14 protein-coding genes and 1 pseudogene are annotated in these 17,674 nt (G+C 56.9%); 11 read left to right on the top strand and 4 right to left on the bottom strand.

What is annotated here, in order from left to right:
• Positions 1-30 precede the first annotated feature (30 nt).
• Positions 31-1,365, bottom strand: a complete 1,335-nt coding sequence (locus tag Q2M23_RS21225) for a hypothetical protein (protein ID WP_316396906.1) — start codon at positions 1,363-1,365, stop codon at positions 31-33.
• 339 nt (positions 1,366-1,704) lie between these two features.
• On the opposite strand from Q2M23_RS21225, the gene Q2M23_RS21230 reads away from it, so the two are divergent.
• The 3 genes from Q2M23_RS21230 to Q2M23_RS21240 are packed head-to-tail and all read left to right on the top strand — an operon-like array spanning position 1,705 to position 4,346.
• Positions 1,705-2,766 carry a Gfo/Idh/MocA family protein gene (locus tag Q2M23_RS21230; protein ID WP_050383792.1) on the top strand — a complete coding sequence of 354 codons (1,062 nt, stop codon included), beginning with the start codon at positions 1,705-1,707 and terminating at the stop codon, positions 2,764-2,766.
• Positions 2,763-3,230, top strand: a complete 468-nt coding sequence (locus Q2M23_RS21235; protein ID WP_316396907.1) for an acyltransferase — start codon at positions 2,763-2,765, stop codon at positions 3,228-3,230. The genes Q2M23_RS21230 and Q2M23_RS21235 overlap by 4 nt, the downstream gene beginning before the upstream one ends.
• 18 nt (positions 3,231-3,248) lie before the next feature.
• Positions 3,249-4,346: a DegT/DnrJ/EryC1/StrS family aminotransferase gene (locus Q2M23_RS21240; RefSeq protein WP_316396908.1), complete on the top strand. Its 1,098-nt coding sequence runs from the start codon at positions 3,249-3,251 to the stop codon at positions 4,344-4,346.
• 35 nt (positions 4,347-4,381) lie between these two features.
• On the opposite strand, the gene Q2M23_RS21245 is transcribed toward Q2M23_RS21240, so the two are convergent.
• Positions 4,382-4,912 (bottom strand): HAD family hydrolase, encoded by a 531-nt coding sequence (locus Q2M23_RS21245; protein ID WP_316396909.1) that lies wholly within the window; start codon positions 4,910-4,912, stop codon positions 4,382-4,384.
• A gap of 366 nt (positions 4,913-5,278) precedes the next feature.
• Here Q2M23_RS21245 and Q2M23_RS21250 point away from each other — a divergent pair, with 366 nt between their 5' ends.
• Both Q2M23_RS21250 and Q2M23_RS21255 read left to right on the top strand, forming a co-directional pair.
• Entirely contained in the window at positions 5,279-6,589 is a 1,311-nt protein-coding gene (locus tag Q2M23_RS21250; RefSeq protein ID WP_316396910.1) for a hypothetical protein, read from the top strand.
• Between the two features lie 271 nt (positions 6,590-6,860).
• Positions 6,861-7,793: a glycosyltransferase family 2 protein gene (locus Q2M23_RS21255; protein ID WP_316396911.1), complete on the top strand. Its 933-nt coding sequence runs from the start codon at positions 6,861-6,863 to the stop codon at positions 7,791-7,793.
• Between the two features lie 275 nt (positions 7,794-8,068).
• Here the strand turns inward: Q2M23_RS21255 and Q2M23_RS21260 are convergent, their stop codons facing one another.
• Both Q2M23_RS21260 and Q2M23_RS21265 read right to left on the bottom strand, forming a co-directional pair.
• Positions 8,069-9,631: a hypothetical protein gene (locus Q2M23_RS21260; protein WP_316396912.1), complete on the bottom strand. Its 1,563-nt coding sequence runs from the start codon at positions 9,629-9,631 to the stop codon at positions 8,069-8,071.
• 356 nt (positions 9,632-9,987) lie between these two features.
• Positions 9,988-10,177: pseudogene (locus Q2M23_RS21265) on the bottom strand (ATP-binding protein); the annotation flags it as partial.
• 593 nt (positions 10,178-10,770) lie between these two features.
• On the opposite strand from Q2M23_RS21265, the gene rfbC reads away from it, so the two are divergent.
• The 6 genes from rfbC (at position 10,771) to Q2M23_RS21295 (ending at position 17,673) form a co-directional block, all read left to right on the top strand.
• Complete coding sequence (gene rfbC / locus Q2M23_RS21270) at positions 10,771-11,337, top strand: dTDP-4-dehydrorhamnose 3,5-epimerase (protein ID WP_316396913.1); 567 nt, start codon at positions 10,771-10,773, stop codon at positions 11,335-11,337.
• Positions 11,338-11,347: 10 nt separating this feature from the next.
• The gene (gene rfbB, locus Q2M23_RS21275; protein WP_316396914.1) at positions 11,348-12,388 is read left to right on the top strand and encodes a dTDP-glucose 4,6-dehydratase; all 1,041 of its coding nucleotides are present in this window, start codon (positions 11,348-11,350) and stop codon (positions 12,386-12,388) included.
• A gap of 6 nt (positions 12,389-12,394) precedes the next feature.
• Entirely contained in the window at positions 12,395-13,288 is an 894-nt protein-coding gene (gene rfbD, locus Q2M23_RS21280) for a dTDP-4-dehydrorhamnose reductase (RefSeq protein ID WP_316396915.1), read from the top strand.
• Positions 13,285-14,160, top strand: a complete 876-nt coding sequence (gene rfbA, locus Q2M23_RS21285) for a glucose-1-phosphate thymidylyltransferase RfbA (protein WP_316396916.1) — start codon at positions 13,285-13,287, stop codon at positions 14,158-14,160. Before rfbD ends, rfbA begins: the two co-directional genes overlap by 4 nt.
• Before the next feature lie 319 nt (positions 14,161-14,479).
• Positions 14,480-16,252, top strand: a complete 1,773-nt coding sequence (locus tag Q2M23_RS21290) for a glycosyltransferase family 2 protein (RefSeq protein ID WP_316396917.1) — start codon at positions 14,480-14,482, stop codon at positions 16,250-16,252.
• Between the two features lie 209 nt (positions 16,253-16,461).
• Positions 16,462-17,673, top strand: a complete 1,212-nt coding sequence (locus tag Q2M23_RS21295) for a glycosyltransferase family 4 protein (RefSeq protein WP_316396918.1) — start codon at positions 16,462-16,464, stop codon at positions 17,671-17,673.
• The last annotated feature ends 1 nt before the right edge of the window (position 17,674 follow it).

The following is a 17,674-nucleotide window of genomic DNA, read 5'->3' on the forward strand; positions in this document are numbered from 1 at the left end:
TTTGCCTCGTTGGCGATTGCGACTGTTTGCCTAGCCCGTTGCCTCGAAATTGGCGCGTCGGCCTGGTTCTCGGCTCGCTTCCTCATCATCTCGAGGAGCTATGTACCACAGGAGGAACAGGATCGCGGCTCCATGTGTGAAAAGTATTGTTGAGAAGGGAACATTTAGGAAGACCTGCGGCAAGATCGCACTGGAAATCAGAATAAATGAAGGGCGGAGGCCGGCGCTCATTCGGTTTGCTAAGCCAATAGCCACGCCGCATAAAAAACTTGATACAGGCGCCAATCGATGCCCGACCGCCGCGACGCCTTCCGTGGCCAGGAACGACGCATTGAAGTTGCCGAGTTGGTACTCTTTGGCGAGCACGACGCCCAGTTGATCTTTATATGGGCAGTCTAAAAACTTCAAAATCGAGACGTGGCAAAAAAAGGTATGAGGATGGTGCGAGAAGAAGTCGTTGTAGACGTCCATCGCGCTGGAAGGAATGGCAACCATGCGAAAGTTCACGAGTCCAAAAATAGGAATGGCTGCATTTCCAATTGCAACAAAAAGTACGAGGCCGGCAAGCGTTGGTACCAAGAGCGACAATACCACGACGGTGCGCTCTTCGAAAAACTTGAGTAGGATCGTTACGAACCCTAGCCACGCTGGGGTAAACAGAGCGAGTTTATTGAGAGTGATTGGATAGAACAGCAGCGAGAGCGCGAGACAGAGTAGCGCTTGGCCTCGATGTGATCGGGTCCAGCAGCACGCAAAGGCAAAGGGAATGAGTGCGGTGGACGTTATTCCGATAAGATAGTTCATCCATCCGGGATAGGCGATTTCACGCTGAAACTTGTACATCTCGGCCAGCCCAACGACCCTGAATCCGTATGACGCTCCAAGAATGATGGTCGATGCTGTGAGGACTATGATGGCTGCGGGAAGGTGCCGAAATATCCTCTCAGGTATTGCGTAGATTTGGGTGATGGGCTTGCGCATGAATAGCGCAGGGAGAATTGCCGAAAGGAGCGATGCAATCGCGGAAAGACGCGCCAATGATGTGTTATAGTTGAATTCCGAGAAGTAGCTTAGCCAAACATAACCAATGATCATCGTGTACAAGTAGAATGATACGAAGTAGCCGAAGCTAAAGCTGGCGGTAGCAAACAAGATTGAGATGAGGCTCAGGCCAGCAACGCAGATTGCGGCCTGAGCGATGTTCGATTCTCTGAACAGAATGTGAAACTGAGCGTATAAACTGGCTACGAAAATGAGCGAAACACAGCAGAAAGCGGTGTGGGCGAAAACGAGCGGCGCTAACCCGAGGCGAATGTTCCATGGGTTTGCCCTACGCGTGTGGGGGGTACCGATCGTACGTTCCATCGAGTTTCGGCGCATCAGTTCGGATCTCGGTTGAACAAAGAAGTACGGCGGCATTAAGCAGGAAACGACAGCGCAAATATTTCAAGGCTTTTAATGTGATAAAGCATGCCGCCGAACCAGGCTATTGGCTGCAATAGCTGCGGCTTTCTACCCGATGTCGCTCGCGTCTCCGGGGGCAATCGCACTGGCGGGAATGTCGCGGCGAAAGCGGCTCCTGATTCTGCGTCTGGCTTCCGACATGCTTGATTCGAAAGGAGTTTTGCGAATATAGAGAGCTTGCAAGTTTTGGGCCGGCCATGTACCCAGCCCTTTCTCTGGTGCCGAGCGAAAGGCGGTTTGATGATTAGATTTGGCCTGCTCGGGTGCGGGCGTATCGCCAAGCGTCACTCCGATCTCCTGGGTGGCAATCACATCGAGGGAGCGAGCCTTGTCGCGGTCTGCGATCCGATCCGCGCGCGCGCCGATGCGGTTGCCGGGAAGTTCGGCGTTGCGGCCCATTACGACATGGACGAATTCCTGGCGCGGAAGGACATCGATGCCGTCGCCGTGCTGACGCCGAGCGGGCTGCATCCCGCGCACGTGATCGCCTGCGCCAAGGCCGGCAAGCACACCGTGGTCGAGAAGCCCATGGCGCTGCGGCTGCAGGACGCCGACGACATGATCCGGGCCTGCGACCAGGCCGGCGTCAAGATGTTCATCGTCAAGCAGAACCGCTTCAACGTGCCGGTGGTCAAGGCGCGCGAGGCGCTCGACGCCGGCCGCTTCGGCAAGCTCATCCTGGGGACGGTCCGGGTGCGCTGGTGCCGCGATCAGGCCTATTACGACCAGGACGATTGGCGCGGCACCTGGGCTTATGACGGAGGCGTGCTGACCAATCAGGCGAGCCACCATGTCGACATGCTGGAGTGGTTCTTCGGCGACGTGGTGAGCGTGCATGCGCGCGCGGCAACGGCGCTGGCCAATATCGAAACCGAGGATACGGCCGTCGCAACGCTGAAGTTCCGCAACGGCGCGCTCGGGATCATCGAGGCGACCACCGCGGCGCGCCCGACCGATCTCGAGGGCTCGCTCTCGATCCTGGGCGAAAAGGGCACCGTCGAGATTTCGGGCTTTGCAGTCAACCAGATCCGGCACTGGCGATTTGTCGACGAGTTGCCGTCGGACAAGGACGTCGTGGAGAAGTTCTCGGTCAACCCGCCCAACGTCTACGGCTTCGGCCATCAGGCCTATTATCACCATGTGGTCGATTGCCTGGAGAACCAGCGCGCCGCGCTGGTCGACGGGCTCGAGGGCCGCAAGAGCCTGGAGCTGATCTCGGCTCTCTATGAGTCGATCGAGACCGGCGAGGAAGTCGCGCTGCGCTTCACGCCACGGCTGAGCCGGCTGGGCGTCGTTTCGTGAACCGGCCGGAGGTGCATCAGGCCAGCGTGCGCGATGTCGCGTTCGGCGAACGCGTCAAGATCGTCGAGCCCTGCAACCTCTATGGCTGCGAGCTCGGCGACGACTGCTTCGTCGGCCCCTTCACCGAAATCCAGAAGGGCGTGATCGTCGGGGCGCGCACCCGCGTGCAGTCGCATGCCTTCGTCTGCGAGCTCGTCACCATCGGCGAGGATTGTTTCGTCGGACACGGTGTGATGTTCGTCAACGACACGTTCTCCACCGGCGGCCCGGCCCGTGGACGCAAGGAGCTGTGGCGCGAGACGGTGATCGGCAACCGGGTGTCGATCGGCTCCAATGCGACGATCATGCCGGTCAGGATCGTCGACGACGTCGTCATCGGCGCCGGATCGGTGGTGACCAAGGACATCACGATATCAGGCACCTATGCCGGCAATCCGGCGCGCCGGCTGCTGACGAGCCAATAGGGCAATAGGGGAAATTCAATGGCGGTGCCGTATGCCGACCTGCAACTGCAATACCAGTCCATCAAGGGCGAGGTCGACGCTGCGATCGCCGGCGTGATCCGCGACAACGCCTTCATTCGCGGCAGCTATGTCGACGCCTTCGAGCGCGAATTTGCGGTGGCGGCCGAGGTCGCTCATTGCGTGTCCTGCGCCAACGGCACCGACGCGCTTTACCTCGCCATGCGGGCGCTGAAGGTGAAGCCGGGCGACGAGGTGATCACGACGGCGCATTCCTGGATCTCGACCGCGGCGATGATCACCCATTCCAGTGCCACCGTCGTATTCTGCGACACCGACGAGGCGACATTCACGATCGATCCGGCGGCCATCGAGGCCGCGATCACGCCGCGCACGGTCGGCATCATCCCGGTGCATCTCTATGGCCAGCCCGCGGATATGGACGCGATCATGGCGATAGCGCAGAAGCACAAGCTGTGGGTGATCGAGGATTGCGCCCAGGCCCATCTCGCGCGCTACAAGGGCCGCATGGTCGGCACCTTCGGCGAGGCCGCGACCTATTCCTTCTATCCCGGCAAGAATCTCGGCGCGATGGGCGATGCCGGCGCGGTCGTCACTAACGACGCGGCGCTCGGCGAGCAGATGGCCATGCTGGCGCGCCACGGCGGGCTGGTGAAGCACCAGCACCACATCGAAGGCGTCAACAGCCGGCTCGACGGCATGCAGGCCGCGATCCTCTCGGCCAAGCTGCCGCATCTCGCCGCCTGGACCAAGGCCCGGCGGGCAGCCGCCGAGGTCTATGATGCCGGCCTCAACCAGATCGAGGATGTCGTGGTGCCGGAGGTCGCGCCGGCGCGCAGCCACGTCTATCACCTCTACACGATCAGGCATCCGCGCCGCGACGGGCTCGCGGCCCATCTCAATGTCAATGGTGTGCAGACCGCGATCAATTATCCCACGGCATTACCGTTCCTGCCGGCCTATGCGCGGTTTGGCCACAAGCCGGAGCAGTTCCCTAACGCGCATCGCGATCAGGGCCGCATTCTCTCGCTGCCGATGTTTGCCGAGATCACGCGCCGGCAGCAAGACGAGGTGATCGAGCTCATCCGGACGTTCTGATCATGATGGCGGCCTCGCGTTTGACAGAGCAGCCTTCAGTTCCCGAGCAGCAGAGGCTTTAAGAAGAGCTCCAGGTTCGGACCTGAGAACTGGTATCCTTTGAGACCAGCGGCGCGAGCCGCCTCGGTATCCCTCGGCTGGTCGCCGACCAGAAAGCTTCGCTCAAGATCGACCGGAAATCGCTCCAGCAGGTCATTGATCATGCCCGGCGCGGGTTTGCGGCGGTGGCTGTCCTGCCGATACTGCTCTACGATCCCTTCAGGATGGAACGGGCAGTATTCGAAGGCGTCGATATGCGCGCCGATCTTGCCGAGCTCAGCTGCCATCCAGTAGTGGAGCTCTTGGACGTGGGCCTCCTCGTAGAGGCCTCTGGCGACACCGGACTGGTTGGTCACGACAAACGCAAAGTAGCCCATGTCGTTGGCAGCCTTCACGGCCTCGCGGGCGCCTTCGATCCAAACCAGCTTGTGGCTTTCGAAGAGAAAACCGATGTCCTTGTTCAGGACGCCGTCCCGATCGAAGAAAACGGCGGGTCTTCTTGCTAGGCCATCAAGAGAGCTGTTCATCGGGCCTGGGCGTCCGTCGATTGAAGGTGGTTTCTGCCCGCATTCAATCGCACAATGCACCACGCCGCAATACGCTAGCAGTCTGTGAACGCGCCGCGTCGGCTGACGCCGCGGGAATCCAAATACCGAGACCAGGATGCCGCCGTCAATCGGTTGGCTCAAAGCGTTTTGGCGTCGTTTGAGCGTTGGATGAGATAGGACAAGCTTGGGTACTTGTTGAGCTTCGCGGAGCGCTGTCCGTCCGGCGATTGTGATGCTCCCGTTTCCGTCCCGACCCGGGATTGAAATGACGCGATCCCTGACTTAACAAGTTTAGACCGCGCATGCTGCGTCTGGGACTGTCGCCTCTCACATGTCAGGTCCGCCTTGCTTGAAGAACCTTCGATCCGTTTCCGTCGTACTTGCATCGCCTTGCTCAGCGCACTTGTTGCGATTTGCTGCGCATCCCTGATCGCACTCGCGACCACTGCGGCGCCAATCCCGTTCGATCCCGCGGTCTTTCACGTATTTTTCGACCCTCAACGGCTAGCGATTGCCGCCGTGATCGCTTTGGGATTTGCGCTGATCGGGATCAGCTTCATTTTTGCACCCCCAACAATCGGCTATTATGTAGCCATCTATCTCTACGCGATGCTTTTGAGCTTTCTCTGGCTCAATTGCTTCAGCGATCTTGACTACAACCATACGCTTGCCGGCATATCCGCCTTCTCGTCCGGTGCCCTGTTCCTGCTGCCCGTGTTGTTTTGGACGCGTCCGCTCTCAATCGACTTTCGCCTTTCCTCGGCGGCGTTTGACAAGCTGCTCGTCGTATTGCTCTGCTTCGCATCAGTGACCGTCCTTGCGGGAGCGCGTTACAGTTTTAGTTTTGTTGCGATCGACGAAATGGCTGCGGCCCGAGAGAATTTGGCTACGCCCAGGGTACTTAACTATCTCCTCGCGATGATGATCAGCAGCCTCCTTCCGTTTGCTTTCGCGGGCCTTGTAGCGCGGCGGAAGCATATGCTCGCTGCGCTCGCAATCGGCCTACAATTCTTGTTATACCCCATAACGCTCAGCAAGCTTGCGCTATTTGCGCCGTTCTGGTTGATTTTTCTTCTATTACTCATCAAGGTCGTCGAGTTTCGGCTGGCCGCGATAGTATCGCTTCTGTTGCCTATGCTGGTTGCGCTTCTCGCAGTTCTCTTGATCGGAGGCAGAGCAGGGTTGCCATTCTCAATCGTCAACTTTCGTATGATCGCTGTTCCGGCCGTCGCGCTTGATGTCTACAATCATTTTTTTTCCAGGAACGACCTAACATATTTTTGTCAGATCTCGGTCGTCAAAGCCTTCGTAAGTTGTGCTTACGATGCGCAGCTGTCAGTCATAATGCAGCAGCACTATCGGCTCGGTAACTTCAACGCCTCGCTATTCGCTACCGAAGGTATCGCGTCCGTCGGGCCATGGCTCGCTCCGCTTGTTGTCCTGGGATGCGGATTTGTCGTTGCTATCGGAAATCGGGCATCGGCGGGGCTTTCTCCAAGCTTCGTGTTGCTCTCCGGAGCGATGCTTCCCCAGGTATTTCTCAACGTTCCACTTACGGTAGCATTCGTTACGCACGGCGTGGCGCTGCTCTATCTGCTATGGCTCGTTACGCCGCGCTCGCTTCTCGAAGCTGAACCGGGAGCCGCTCACTCTTAAAGACTGCCCGCCCATCGCGCTTAAGTCAGCGACGTATCTGTCGAGAATCAGAATGATTGGTGGGCGCACATGAGGTGCGGTGAGGTGGATGTCGCAAGCCGGCGCCCTGCTCGAGAGGAGCCCGAATTCGGCAAGATATTGCTCGCGGGAGCCGAGAGGGGGATGCTATATCGGGGAGGATTGTAGACCACTCAACCTCCGCTCGTCTCAATCTCCATTACCGCGGCGGCTCGCCACGGTCGTCGTTTGGAATACTGGTTATTGATGCACGATGCCGCCCGGAAATCAGAAGATCATCATACTGCTCGCTGCTTTTAACGGCGCAGCGCACATTGAAGAGCAACTGGCGTCCTTTGCGGCCCAGTCGCACCACGACTGGGAACTCATTGTCTCCGATGACGGTTCAACTGATCGGACCGTCGATATCGTGCGAGAGTTTGCCCATTTGGTGTCGCAGCGAATAGATCTCATCAAAGGACCCCAAAAAGGGTTTTGGCAAAATTTTGTTTCGTTAGCTAAACGAGCGGAGATCTCCGGCGCTGAGTTATTCGCATTTAGCGACCAGGACGACATCTGGTTTCCCGACAAGCTCGAAAGGGCGGCCAAATGGTTTGCCACGGGCTCCTCCGACATACCGCGCCTTTATTTTACCAGAACCGAGCTTATTGAGGAGGACGGTCGTCCAGCCGGGCTCTCGCCGTTGTTTCTGCGAAAGCCCAGTTTCCAAAATGCGCTGGTGCAAAACATTGGCGGCGGAAACACAATGGTCATGAATAAGGCGGCTAAACGTCTGCTTGCCCAGGCGCCGGACGACGTTACTTTGATCTCCCATGATTGGTGGTCGTACCAGCTTGTGACCGGCTCAGGGGGGACAGCGTTTTACGACCCTGTGCCCAGCCTTAAGTATCGGCAGCATCGAAATAACCTGATCGGCGCGAACCGAGGTTTTTGGCAACGGTACCTCAGAGCTACAGCGTTCGCGAACCGGCGGATGAAACATTGGAATGAGGCAAACATTGCTACCCTGAACAAGATGCGGGACTCACTCTCGGCACCAGCCTTGTCGACCTTGGATGATTTCGCGGCAGCGCGCCGGAGCATGCTGCTGAACCGCATCTTTCTCTTGTGGCGATCAGGGGTATATCGTCAAAACGTCCACGAAACGATTGGACTTTATCTGGGAGCTATCTCGGGGTTGATTTAGTTAGCAGGCTGTCGAAGAACTCAGGCAGACTCGCAAATCGAGCCTTGTCGTCGATTGCAGCGTGCGATGCGCGGCCGTGGACCCGCTGGGATCGAGCCTCCGACACTCACCGTCGGCATCGAGGGTCGCGGCTACGTGCTGCCCGGCACAAGGTCCCTAAGATACGATTTGGGTGCGGAAAGCACCAAGAAGGCCCCGACCGTGAGCTGGCGCGGACGACGATTAGCTACGCCAGAGGTTCTAAAAATGCAGTCGATGGCGAAGGCCTGCGGATCTCAGGTCAGATAGTGACCGGTTGCGGCATAATAGTTGATGTACGCGGTCAAAAACTGATCGTTGGTAGCGTATACTCCAATCAGGTCAGGGTGGGCTTGCTCGTAAGCAGCGACGTTGAAGGTCGTCGTTCTGTGCTCTCCGGCGCCATAATTGATATAGTGCGCCGCTCCTAGGTCATTATTGGCACCGAAGGCCAGCATCAAATCCGGATAGTCGGCGACGTAGGCAAGGCCATCAAAGGTGGTTGTGCGGTGCTCCAACCAGCCATGGCCGATAAAGTGTGTGGCCCCCGACTGTTCATTTGCGCCAAAGGCGCCGATCAAATCCGGGTAGGAGGCAATATAGTCGAGCCCATCGAAGGTCGTGGCGCGATGTTCATTGAACCCGTGTTCGATAAAATGGAAAGCTCCGGCATCGCCATTGACGCCGAAAGCCGAGATGAGATCGCTGTAGCTGGCGATATAGTCCAGGCCGTTGAACGAGGTCGAGCGCTGTTCGCCGTGGCCCGACTGAATGAAGTGGCTGGCACCGGCGTCCTCAACCGCGGTCATCGTGCCTGCGCTGCTGAACGCGGCAATCAGATCAGGGTAGGAAGCGATATAATCGAGGCCATCGAAGCTCGCGACCCGCCTCTCGATCGGTTCTTGCTGATTATACCAGTTTTGCATCGCGTTCTGATTGAGCCCGAACGCTGCGATCAGATCCGGAAAGCTCGCTTCAAAGTTCAGTAAATCAATAAAATGGTTGTAACCAGAGGCCGTGGCAGCATGGTTCAAATCGTTCGCGTGGATCGTCGGCTGTTGAACAAGCTGCAGCGGAACCGCATGGAAGCCTAAACTCTCCATCTGCAAAATATCGATCCGCGAAAGTGATTGCACGGTACTTGGATCGTAGAATTCATTGAACGGATCGTTGGTTGTGTGCCAGCTGGTGCTCAAATAGTCGCTGGGGTCCGAGCTTTGTCCGTAATCCGCAAGATCAGTTCGGCCACCGTCAAGTGAAAAATAGGATGCAGGACTCGGGACGTGGCCGTCGAACAGGCGGATGCCGACGCCACTAAAGCGGAACAGTTCCAATATATCAGGCTGAGGGTCGTAGGTGACGCGAGACATCGCGTGAGTGAGCTCGTGCAGCGCAACACCAGTCAAGAGGTTTGTTGGTATGTCGGTGGCAAACCCGGCCGCGCCGTCCAGAGTGCCATCATGTGATGGCAACAGCCCTAAGAGACGCTCTTCAGCCGGCCAAACGACGACCTCATTCTGCCCTTGAATGGCTGTCCCAGAGGGTAAAGCAGCAATCCCGGATTGGACCTCCGCGGATGCATTTTGCGTCAGCCAATTGAAGACCCGTGAATAGCTGTCGTAGACGCCAGCTGATGGCGCCGCCGAAGCGCTTCCGGAAGGTTCCGGGATGCCTTGGATCTCGCCATACCCGATCGATATATTGAGCGTGATATTGTCGACAAATGTCGTATCGAGAATGTTGACCGCAGCCTGAAGCGCATCCTTGAAGCTTTGGGGAGCTGCGCTTGCGAAGCGGTCAAACACCAGGTTGATCTGCATGCCTCTTCCTCCCGACACGTCCGCATGTTGCGGCCAGCTGACTTAAGGAATCCTCTAGATTCCAACTCGGTGCTTATCTTCGAGTTCGGCATGGATGCGGATTCCGATGATCTCGCCCGTGTGTACCGATTTGATCTCGCCGGGGTTCCGAGATGATCTCGCCCACCATTCCGATTTGATGTCGCACGGGCCGTGAGGCGTTCTGACTGGCTGGGTTCTGGCATCGGCGAAGCCACGTGGTCAATCTTAAATCGCGGCGTGAAGGGCCCATTTTTTTGCTGCTGTTCCTGCTGGGGGCATGTGGGCAATCCAGTTGCGTTGTCCAAGCGTAGCGGCGTGTCCAGAGCGCCAATTGCTCAGACCGTTCGGCTGGGTTTGCGGGTTCGCCGCATACTCTCGCCGTTCAGATCGATCCGGTGGGCGTTATGGACCAGGCTGTCGAGGACGGCGTCGGTGGGGTCGCCGATCAGCGCATGCCATTGGTCGACGGGGAACTGGCTGGTGACGATGGTTGAAGTGGCGGCCGTAGCGATCCTCGAGGAGGTCGTGGCGGGCGCCGTTTCGAGCGAAGATCCCTGTTCGCCCGCAGTTTCGGACGCCGGCATCGACGACTGCTGCGAGCCGGCGTGAGCTGCGAGCTGATCCCGCCGAACCGGGATTTCGGCGACGGTATAATGATCCGGTTGGTCCTGGCGCGGACCACGACTGCGCGCAGCGCTGAAGGCAATCGGTGATCAATCCGTCGAGGTGTCCCGCTTTAAAGGCCGCCGCATTCGAACGGATGGGCTGTAACACACCGGCATAGCCGAGCCACACTACCATGCTCGGATCGATCAATTCGATCCAACCGTGGAACTCCAACGAACTGGCCTCCGGCAATCCCGTGCGACTCACGAGGTTAAAGCGTTTGGCGGCTCCTTGGTCGTGAACCCGGGCACGCAGCTGGCCTAGCTTAAGGCCTTGGCTAAGCGAGGGAAATTTTGCTGGTGCGGGAAAATATCGCATTCATAGCCTCTTCGCGGAAAATCCTCCCACGCCGAGTAACACAGGTTTGACATTGACCAGCTGTTCTAGTTCAGGTTACCGCCGGACGCTTGGGTTAGCGGCACGGCGCGTGGGCGAGTTAAAGGGTCTTGCACATGAATTTTGAACCATTACAGGTTCCTGACGTAATCCTGTTCACGCCCAGAAGGCATGAGGACGCGCGCGGTTTTTTCTCGGAGACTTACCGAGCGGACGTCTTTGGGGACTGCGGCTTGGAAGCGTATCGATTTGTTCAGGATAACCATGTCTATTCGACGGAGAGGGGAGTGCTCCGTGGCTTGCATTTCCAATTGCCCCCCCGCTCCCAGGGTAAGCTCGTAAGATGCACGCGCGGTGCCATCTTCGATGTCGCCGTCGATATTAGGTCGGGCTCGCCCACCTACGGACGTCATGTGGGCGTTGAGCTGTCAGCAGCCAATTGGAAGCAGCTTTGGATTCCGCCGGGCTTTGCGCACGGTTACGTCACCGTTGAAAAGCACTGTGAGGTTATCTACAAGGTCACTGATTACTATGCCCCAGAGTCCGATCGTGGCATTGCGTGGGATGACCCCGCGTTGGCTATCGATTGGCCGCTTTCCAAAACTGACATCATTCTTTCGGAGAAAGACAGGAAGCAACCGCGGCTGTCGGAAATCTCTCCCGCTTTCCACTTTGCAATTTAAGGACGATTAGATGCGCGTATTAGTGACCGGCGGTGCCGGGTTCATCGGGTCCGCTGTTTGCCGCCATTTCATTGCAATCGGATATGAAGTCATCGTCATTGACAAATTGACCTACGCCGGGAATCTGACTTCGCTTGGATCCGTCGCTTCGGATCGACGGTATCACTTCGAACGGCACGACATCTGCGATCCGGACGCGGTCAGCGCGATCTTTGCTAAGTATCGTCCCGATGCCGTTGTCCACCTGGCAGCCGAAAGCCACGTCGATCGGTCGATTTCCGGCTCCGACGTCTTCGTCCAAACGAACGTGATCGGTACTTTCACCCTCCTTGAGGCGGCGCGACGCCATCTGTCGTCGTGTAACAGCCCAAGCTTTCGTTTCGTCCACGTCTCGACGGACGAGGTTTACGGGTCGCTCGGCGGCGACGGACTGTTTACAGAAGAAACACCTTACGATCCAAGTTCTCCGTACTCCGCAACCAAGGCAGCTTCGGACCACCTCGCGAAAGCCTGGCACCGCACCTACGACGTGCCCATCATCGTATCGAACTGCTCAAACAATTATGGACCATATCATTTTCCGGAGAAACTCATCCCGCTTATGATTCTGAACGCGCTCGATCGTAAGCCTCTCCCGGTCTACGGAAATGGTTCGAATGTGCGCGATTGGCTCTATGTCGAGGATCATGCGCGAGCGCTGGGGCTGATCCTGACCCGTGGAAGGCCGGGCGAGACCTACAACATCGGTGGACGCAACGAGCGTCAGAACATCGAGGTGGTTCGTCAGGTTTGCTCGTGGATGGATCGCTTGCGGCCGATCGAGCATTCGCACCACGATCTTATCCAGTTCGTGCAGGATCGTCCGGGCCATGATCAGCGCTACGCCATTGACGCGTCCAAGCTGGAGAATGAGCTGGGTTGGCGGGCGCAGGAGACCTTCGAAACTGGAATTGAGAAGACCGTCCGCTGGTATCTAGCCAATACAGATTGGTGGCAACCTTTGAGACAAAAGGTCTATGCCGGTGAGCGACTCGGACTCGTCAAGGCATGAGGGACCATGCGGCTCTACGTCATCGGATCTGAAGGACAGGTGGCGCGGTGCCTGCGGGAGGCGGCGACCGGCCACCCCGATGTCACCGTTGGTCTCAGCTCGCGGCCAACCGTCGATATTTTGGATCCGGCGTCGGTCGCGACTGCAATTAGGACATTTAGGCCTGATGTTGTGGTCAACCCGGCTGCCTACACGGCCGTTGACAAGGCGGAGGATGAACCTGAACGCGCATTTGCGATCAATCGAGATGGTGCTTTCACTGTGGGTCGGATAGCCAAAGAACATGGCCTCCCGATCATTCATTTGTCGACAGACTATGTTTTTGATGGAACCAAAGAGACTCCATATCTGGAGACCGACGGCGTTAACCCGAAAGGTGTCTATGGCAGGTCGAAGCTCGAGGGTGAGATTGCGGTCGCGGAGGCAAATCCACGTCACGTTATTCTCAGGACCTCGTGGGTCTATGCGCCGTTCGGCAATAATTTCGTTCGCACGATGTTGAGACTTGCCGGAGAGCGAGAGCGGATCAATGTCGTGCATGATCAGAAGGGGTGCCCGACATACGCACCCGATATTGCGGAGGCAATCATCTCCGTTTCGAAGAAAGCCATGCAGTGGCGACCGGAGTATACGGGTGTAACCCATCTGGCCGGACCCGACGCAATGACGTGGTATGAGTTCGCGCGGGAGGTTTTCGCACAGAGTTCGAAACGAGGCGGTCCCTCCGCGGGCGTGGATCCGATTGCGACGTCCGAATATCCGACCCGGGCGGCACGGCCTGCAAACTCGCAACTCCTGACCCAGAGGTTGAGATCCTTGTTTGGACTAGGGCTGCCGAAAGTGGAGGTGTCTTTGGCCAACTGCTTGGACCGAATTCTCGTAAAAGGAGGAATACAGTGAAGGGGATTATTTTAGCTGGTGGTAGCGGTACACGGCTGTACCCGATGACTATGGTCACGTCGAAACAGCTGCTGCCGGTTTATGATAAACCGATGATCTACTATCCTCTGACGACGCTGATGCTGGCGGGAATCCGCGAGGTGCTGATCATCTCCACTCCCCATGATTTGCCGCTCTTCGAGTCACTGTTGGGAGACGGAAGTCAGTGGGGGATGGCGTTATCCTATGCACCCCAACCGAAGCCGGAGGGACTTGCCCAGGCTTTCATTATCGGCGCAAAATTCGTCGAGGGCGGACCGTCTGCTCTTATCCTGGGAGACAATATTTTCTTTGGCCACGGCCTACCCGCTCTGCTGGCCAATGCACGATCGCGTCCTTCGGGGGCCTCGGTGTTCGCATATCAAGTGGCAGATCCGGAACGGTACGGTGTGGTTTCGTTCGATGAGAGCGGTCGTGCAGAATCGATCGAAGAAAAGCCAAAACACCCAAAATCGCACTTTGCTGTGACGGGCCTCTATTTTTATGATGACGAGGTCGTTGATCTGGCTGCCAATATTCGTCCCTCAGCTCGAGGTGAGTTGGAAATCACCGATCTCAACCAGCGCTACCTCGAACGCGGTCAATTGGCAGTCGAACGTATGGGGCGCGGATTTGCTTGGCTTGATGCAGGAACTCCAGACAGTTTGTTAACTGCTGCCGAATTTGTTTCCATGCTGGAGCGGCGACAAGGAGTTCGGATCGCGTGCCCCGAGGAGATCGCTTTCAACCAAGGCTTCATCGACAGAAATCAACTTGTGAAGTTGGGTGAAGCGTTGGGCAAAGGTGACTATGGACGCTATGTGATCAGCGTGGCAACGGACCACCACGGTTGATGGATCTATGGAACGGGTTTTGAATAGTCTGGCACAGTTTGGCTTAAGCGGTCGGTGTAAATGCAGCGAGGTCAACCGTAGGGGAGATCCGGATGTTGCACGCACGTCGAGTTGCAGTCGCCGCAACGCTCGTTGGGTTTCGGGTGGACTTTACCGGTTCGGCCCAGGGCTTTGACGCCAAGCTCGCGTCGGACGCGCGTTGAGATGTATGATACCTTCGTCCGAGGATTAACGCGTCACCCACACTATGAGGATATTCCAGCACGCCGATCGGTTGCGGTCGCTCGCGAGGCGGCTGCCAAGGCCGTTACGAACGAATTTGAAGCGACTTGTCCGGCGTCTGGAGAGGCTCCGGGATGAGAGCTATTTTCGATGGACACAAGAGTTCGATTCGCTGTCGGACCGGGACCGGCTTGCGATCATCCATCATATCCAGAATCTGGATTATGGACCGCTCATATCGGTTGTTATGCCGGCGTATGAGCCGCCGTCGTGGGCGTTTCGAGAGGCGATCGATAGTGTCCGTGCGCAGCTTTATCCAAATTGGGAACTGTGTGTTGCTGACGATGCTTCACCAAGCCCCCACGTGACAGAGATTCTGCGCTCTGTCGCTGCTGAAGACCAACGGATCAAGTGGCTTCGACGCGACGTCAATGGCAACATTTCGGCTGCGTCCAACTCCGCCCTCGCGCTGGCGTCGGGAGAGTACGTTGCCTTGATGGATCATGATGACGTGCTACCTCCGCACGCGCTCTATGAGATTGTGGTTGCGCTGAATGCAAACTCGGACCTCGATATCATTTACAGCGATGAAGACCAGATCGATAAAATCGGACGGCGCCATTCGCCCTATTTCAAGACCGATTGGAATGCTGACCTCATGCTTGGTCACAATTTGGTCAGCCATCTCGGGGTCTACCGACGGTCTCTCGTGCAGAGCGTGGGGGGATTTCGAGAAGGGCTTGAGGGTAGTCAGGACTACGACCTAGCGCTGCGGTGTGCTGACGCAACCTTACCGCACCGTATCCATCATGTTCCTGCTGTCCTGTATCATTGGCGTCGTGACTATGGCACCGCTTCCTATTCCGAGGAAAACCTAGATGTCTGCTCGGATTCGGCCTTGCGCGCCATCAGGGAGCATCTGGAAAGACGTGGGGACCAGGGTGATGTCTTGCCTCACCCTGAGCGGTTGGGAGCGACGCGAGTCCTTCGGCGCGTTCCGTCGCCGGCTCCTCTGGTGTCGTTGATTGTGCCGACGAAGGACCAGCCGGGACTGCTTGAAAATTGTGTGGACGGCATTCTCAATCGAACGGACTACTCCAATACTGAAGTACTCATCATCAATCATGAGAGCGAGCTTCCGGAAACGATTGCACTTCTCACCAGGTTGAAATCCTATTCACGCGTACGGGTTATTGATTACGTAGGGGAATTCAACTACTCAGCGATCAATAATATGGCCGCCGCCCAGTGTCGTGGATCAATTTTGGGTTTGATCAACAACGATATTGAAGTGATCAGTCCGGAGTGGCTCTCGGAAATGGTCTCACTAGCGGTGTTGCCCGAGGTTGGCGCCGTTGGCGCGAAATTGCTGTACCCAGACAATCGGGTCCAGCACGGCGGGCTTATTTTAGGCTTTGGGGGGGTTGCTAATCCACTAGGTCGCTTGCTACCGCGGAGCGCTGGTGGCTATTTCGGGCGAAACCAGCTTACGTCGTCAGTGTCTGCAGTTACTGGCGCTTGCTTGGTGATTCGGAAATCCGTGTATGACGAAGTAGATGGGCTAGACGCAGCGAACCTTCCTGTTGCCTTCAATGATGTCGACTTCTGCCTTAGAGTTATCGAGAGGTCATACCGAAATATTTGGACACCCCACGCTCAGCTTTACCACCATGAGTCAGTGAGCCGCGGATTTGATAATACTCCGGAGAAGGCGGATCGGCTTCGGAAAGAGATCGACTACATGGTTCGGCGATGGGGACCTCAACTTGCCTCCGATCCGTTCTACAATCAGAACTTGTCGCTCGAAGTAGAAAAGGGCCTCGAATTGGCCTTTCCTCCGCGACGCGTAAAGCCGTGGGTAACGATTTGAGTCCGGGGGCCGCTAACTGGTCATGTGTGACTAGCGCTTTCGCCTCCAGGAAGCGAGGTGAGGTTGATAGCTGTCAAACGAGCCAGTGTAATCCAATTCTTAATAGGTGATAACAAGCAGTGAGCGGTGAAGCTGACCCTTCAAGCTTGAGGCTGTGGTGGCGAGCGGGACGTAGCGTTGTACAACGCTTTCCGATGTTAAGGCCCCTCGTGCGGAGATTCATTTCCACGCGTCTGCGCCGTCACCATGGGCGTCAAATCTTTGCCGCCGGTCGCCCGACAGTTGTGTTGTGCATCCATCAGGCAACGAGGACCGGCGCTCCGATCGTTGGACTGAGCCTTGCCGAGCACCTGTCGAAAAACATAAACGTTGTTTGTGTTTTGCTTCAGGGGGGCGAATTGCTGGATACATTCGCAAACTGGACAATTGAAACGATCTGCCCTATCGCAGGCACCATACATTCCGTATCACCGGGTGTCTTTGCGACCAAAGTGTTGCGTCCAATAATGGGTCGTTTTCCTGTGGACGCCGTTCTCGTCAATAGCGCCGAAACTGCGGTGGCCGTGGAGGCTGCGTCTTCGCTTGGCCTACCCAACGTGTGCCTGGTGCACGAGTTTGCTCAGAGTCTAACGCAGCAGCAATCGAGCGGAATGTTGAGCAACGCCGATCTTTTGGTGTTTTCGTCGCGCATTCAGCGCGAGTCGTTTATCGCTCCAAAATCGTACCTCCCATCAAAATCCATTGTTCTGGCCCAAGGAAAATGCGCGGTGCCTGAAAAGCGGGATGAGCAGGGTGCTGATCTGCGCGCTGTGATTGAATCCAATAGGCGCGAAGATGTGTTCCTTTGCATTGGATGTGGCTATATCCATCCTCGGAAGGGAGTCGATTTATTCATCGCGGCAGCTGCAAAGCTCAAGAAGTGGGGCGTGCCGGCACGGTTCCTCTGGGTGGGGGATGGATTCTTGCCATCCTCGGATCCATTAGTATCATTGTGGCTGAAGGATCAGATTGAACGCGGCGGTCTGCAAGAAATTGTCACAATCATCCCAGCGGTTGGGGGCGAAGCTTTGCAGCGGATTTACGACGAGGCGGATGCGATGTTTCTTTCTTCGCGTCTCGATCCACTGCCGAATGTAGCGATCGATGCGATACACGCTGGCCTGCCGGTGGTGTGCTTTGATAAGGCAAGCGGCATTGCTGAAGCCTTTGAGGACGATGACCTGCTCCGGACGCTCGTTGTACCTTATTATGATATCGATGCAGCCGCTGACACGCTCGGAGCGCTTGCTCGAAACGTCGGCTTGCGTAATCGGATGGCTGAGCGGTTACGTGCTCTCGCCGCGAAGCGATTCGACATGGGCCGCTATGCGAAGGAGATTGAACGTCTCCTTCGCCTGACGGCGAACTTAAAGGAGACATGAC

It is taken from the genome of Bradyrhizobium sp. 33ap4 (genome assembly GCF_032654765.1).
In the GTDB taxonomy this organism is placed as follows: Bacteria; Pseudomonadota; Alphaproteobacteria; order Rhizobiales; family Xanthobacteraceae; genus Bradyrhizobium; species Bradyrhizobium australafricanum.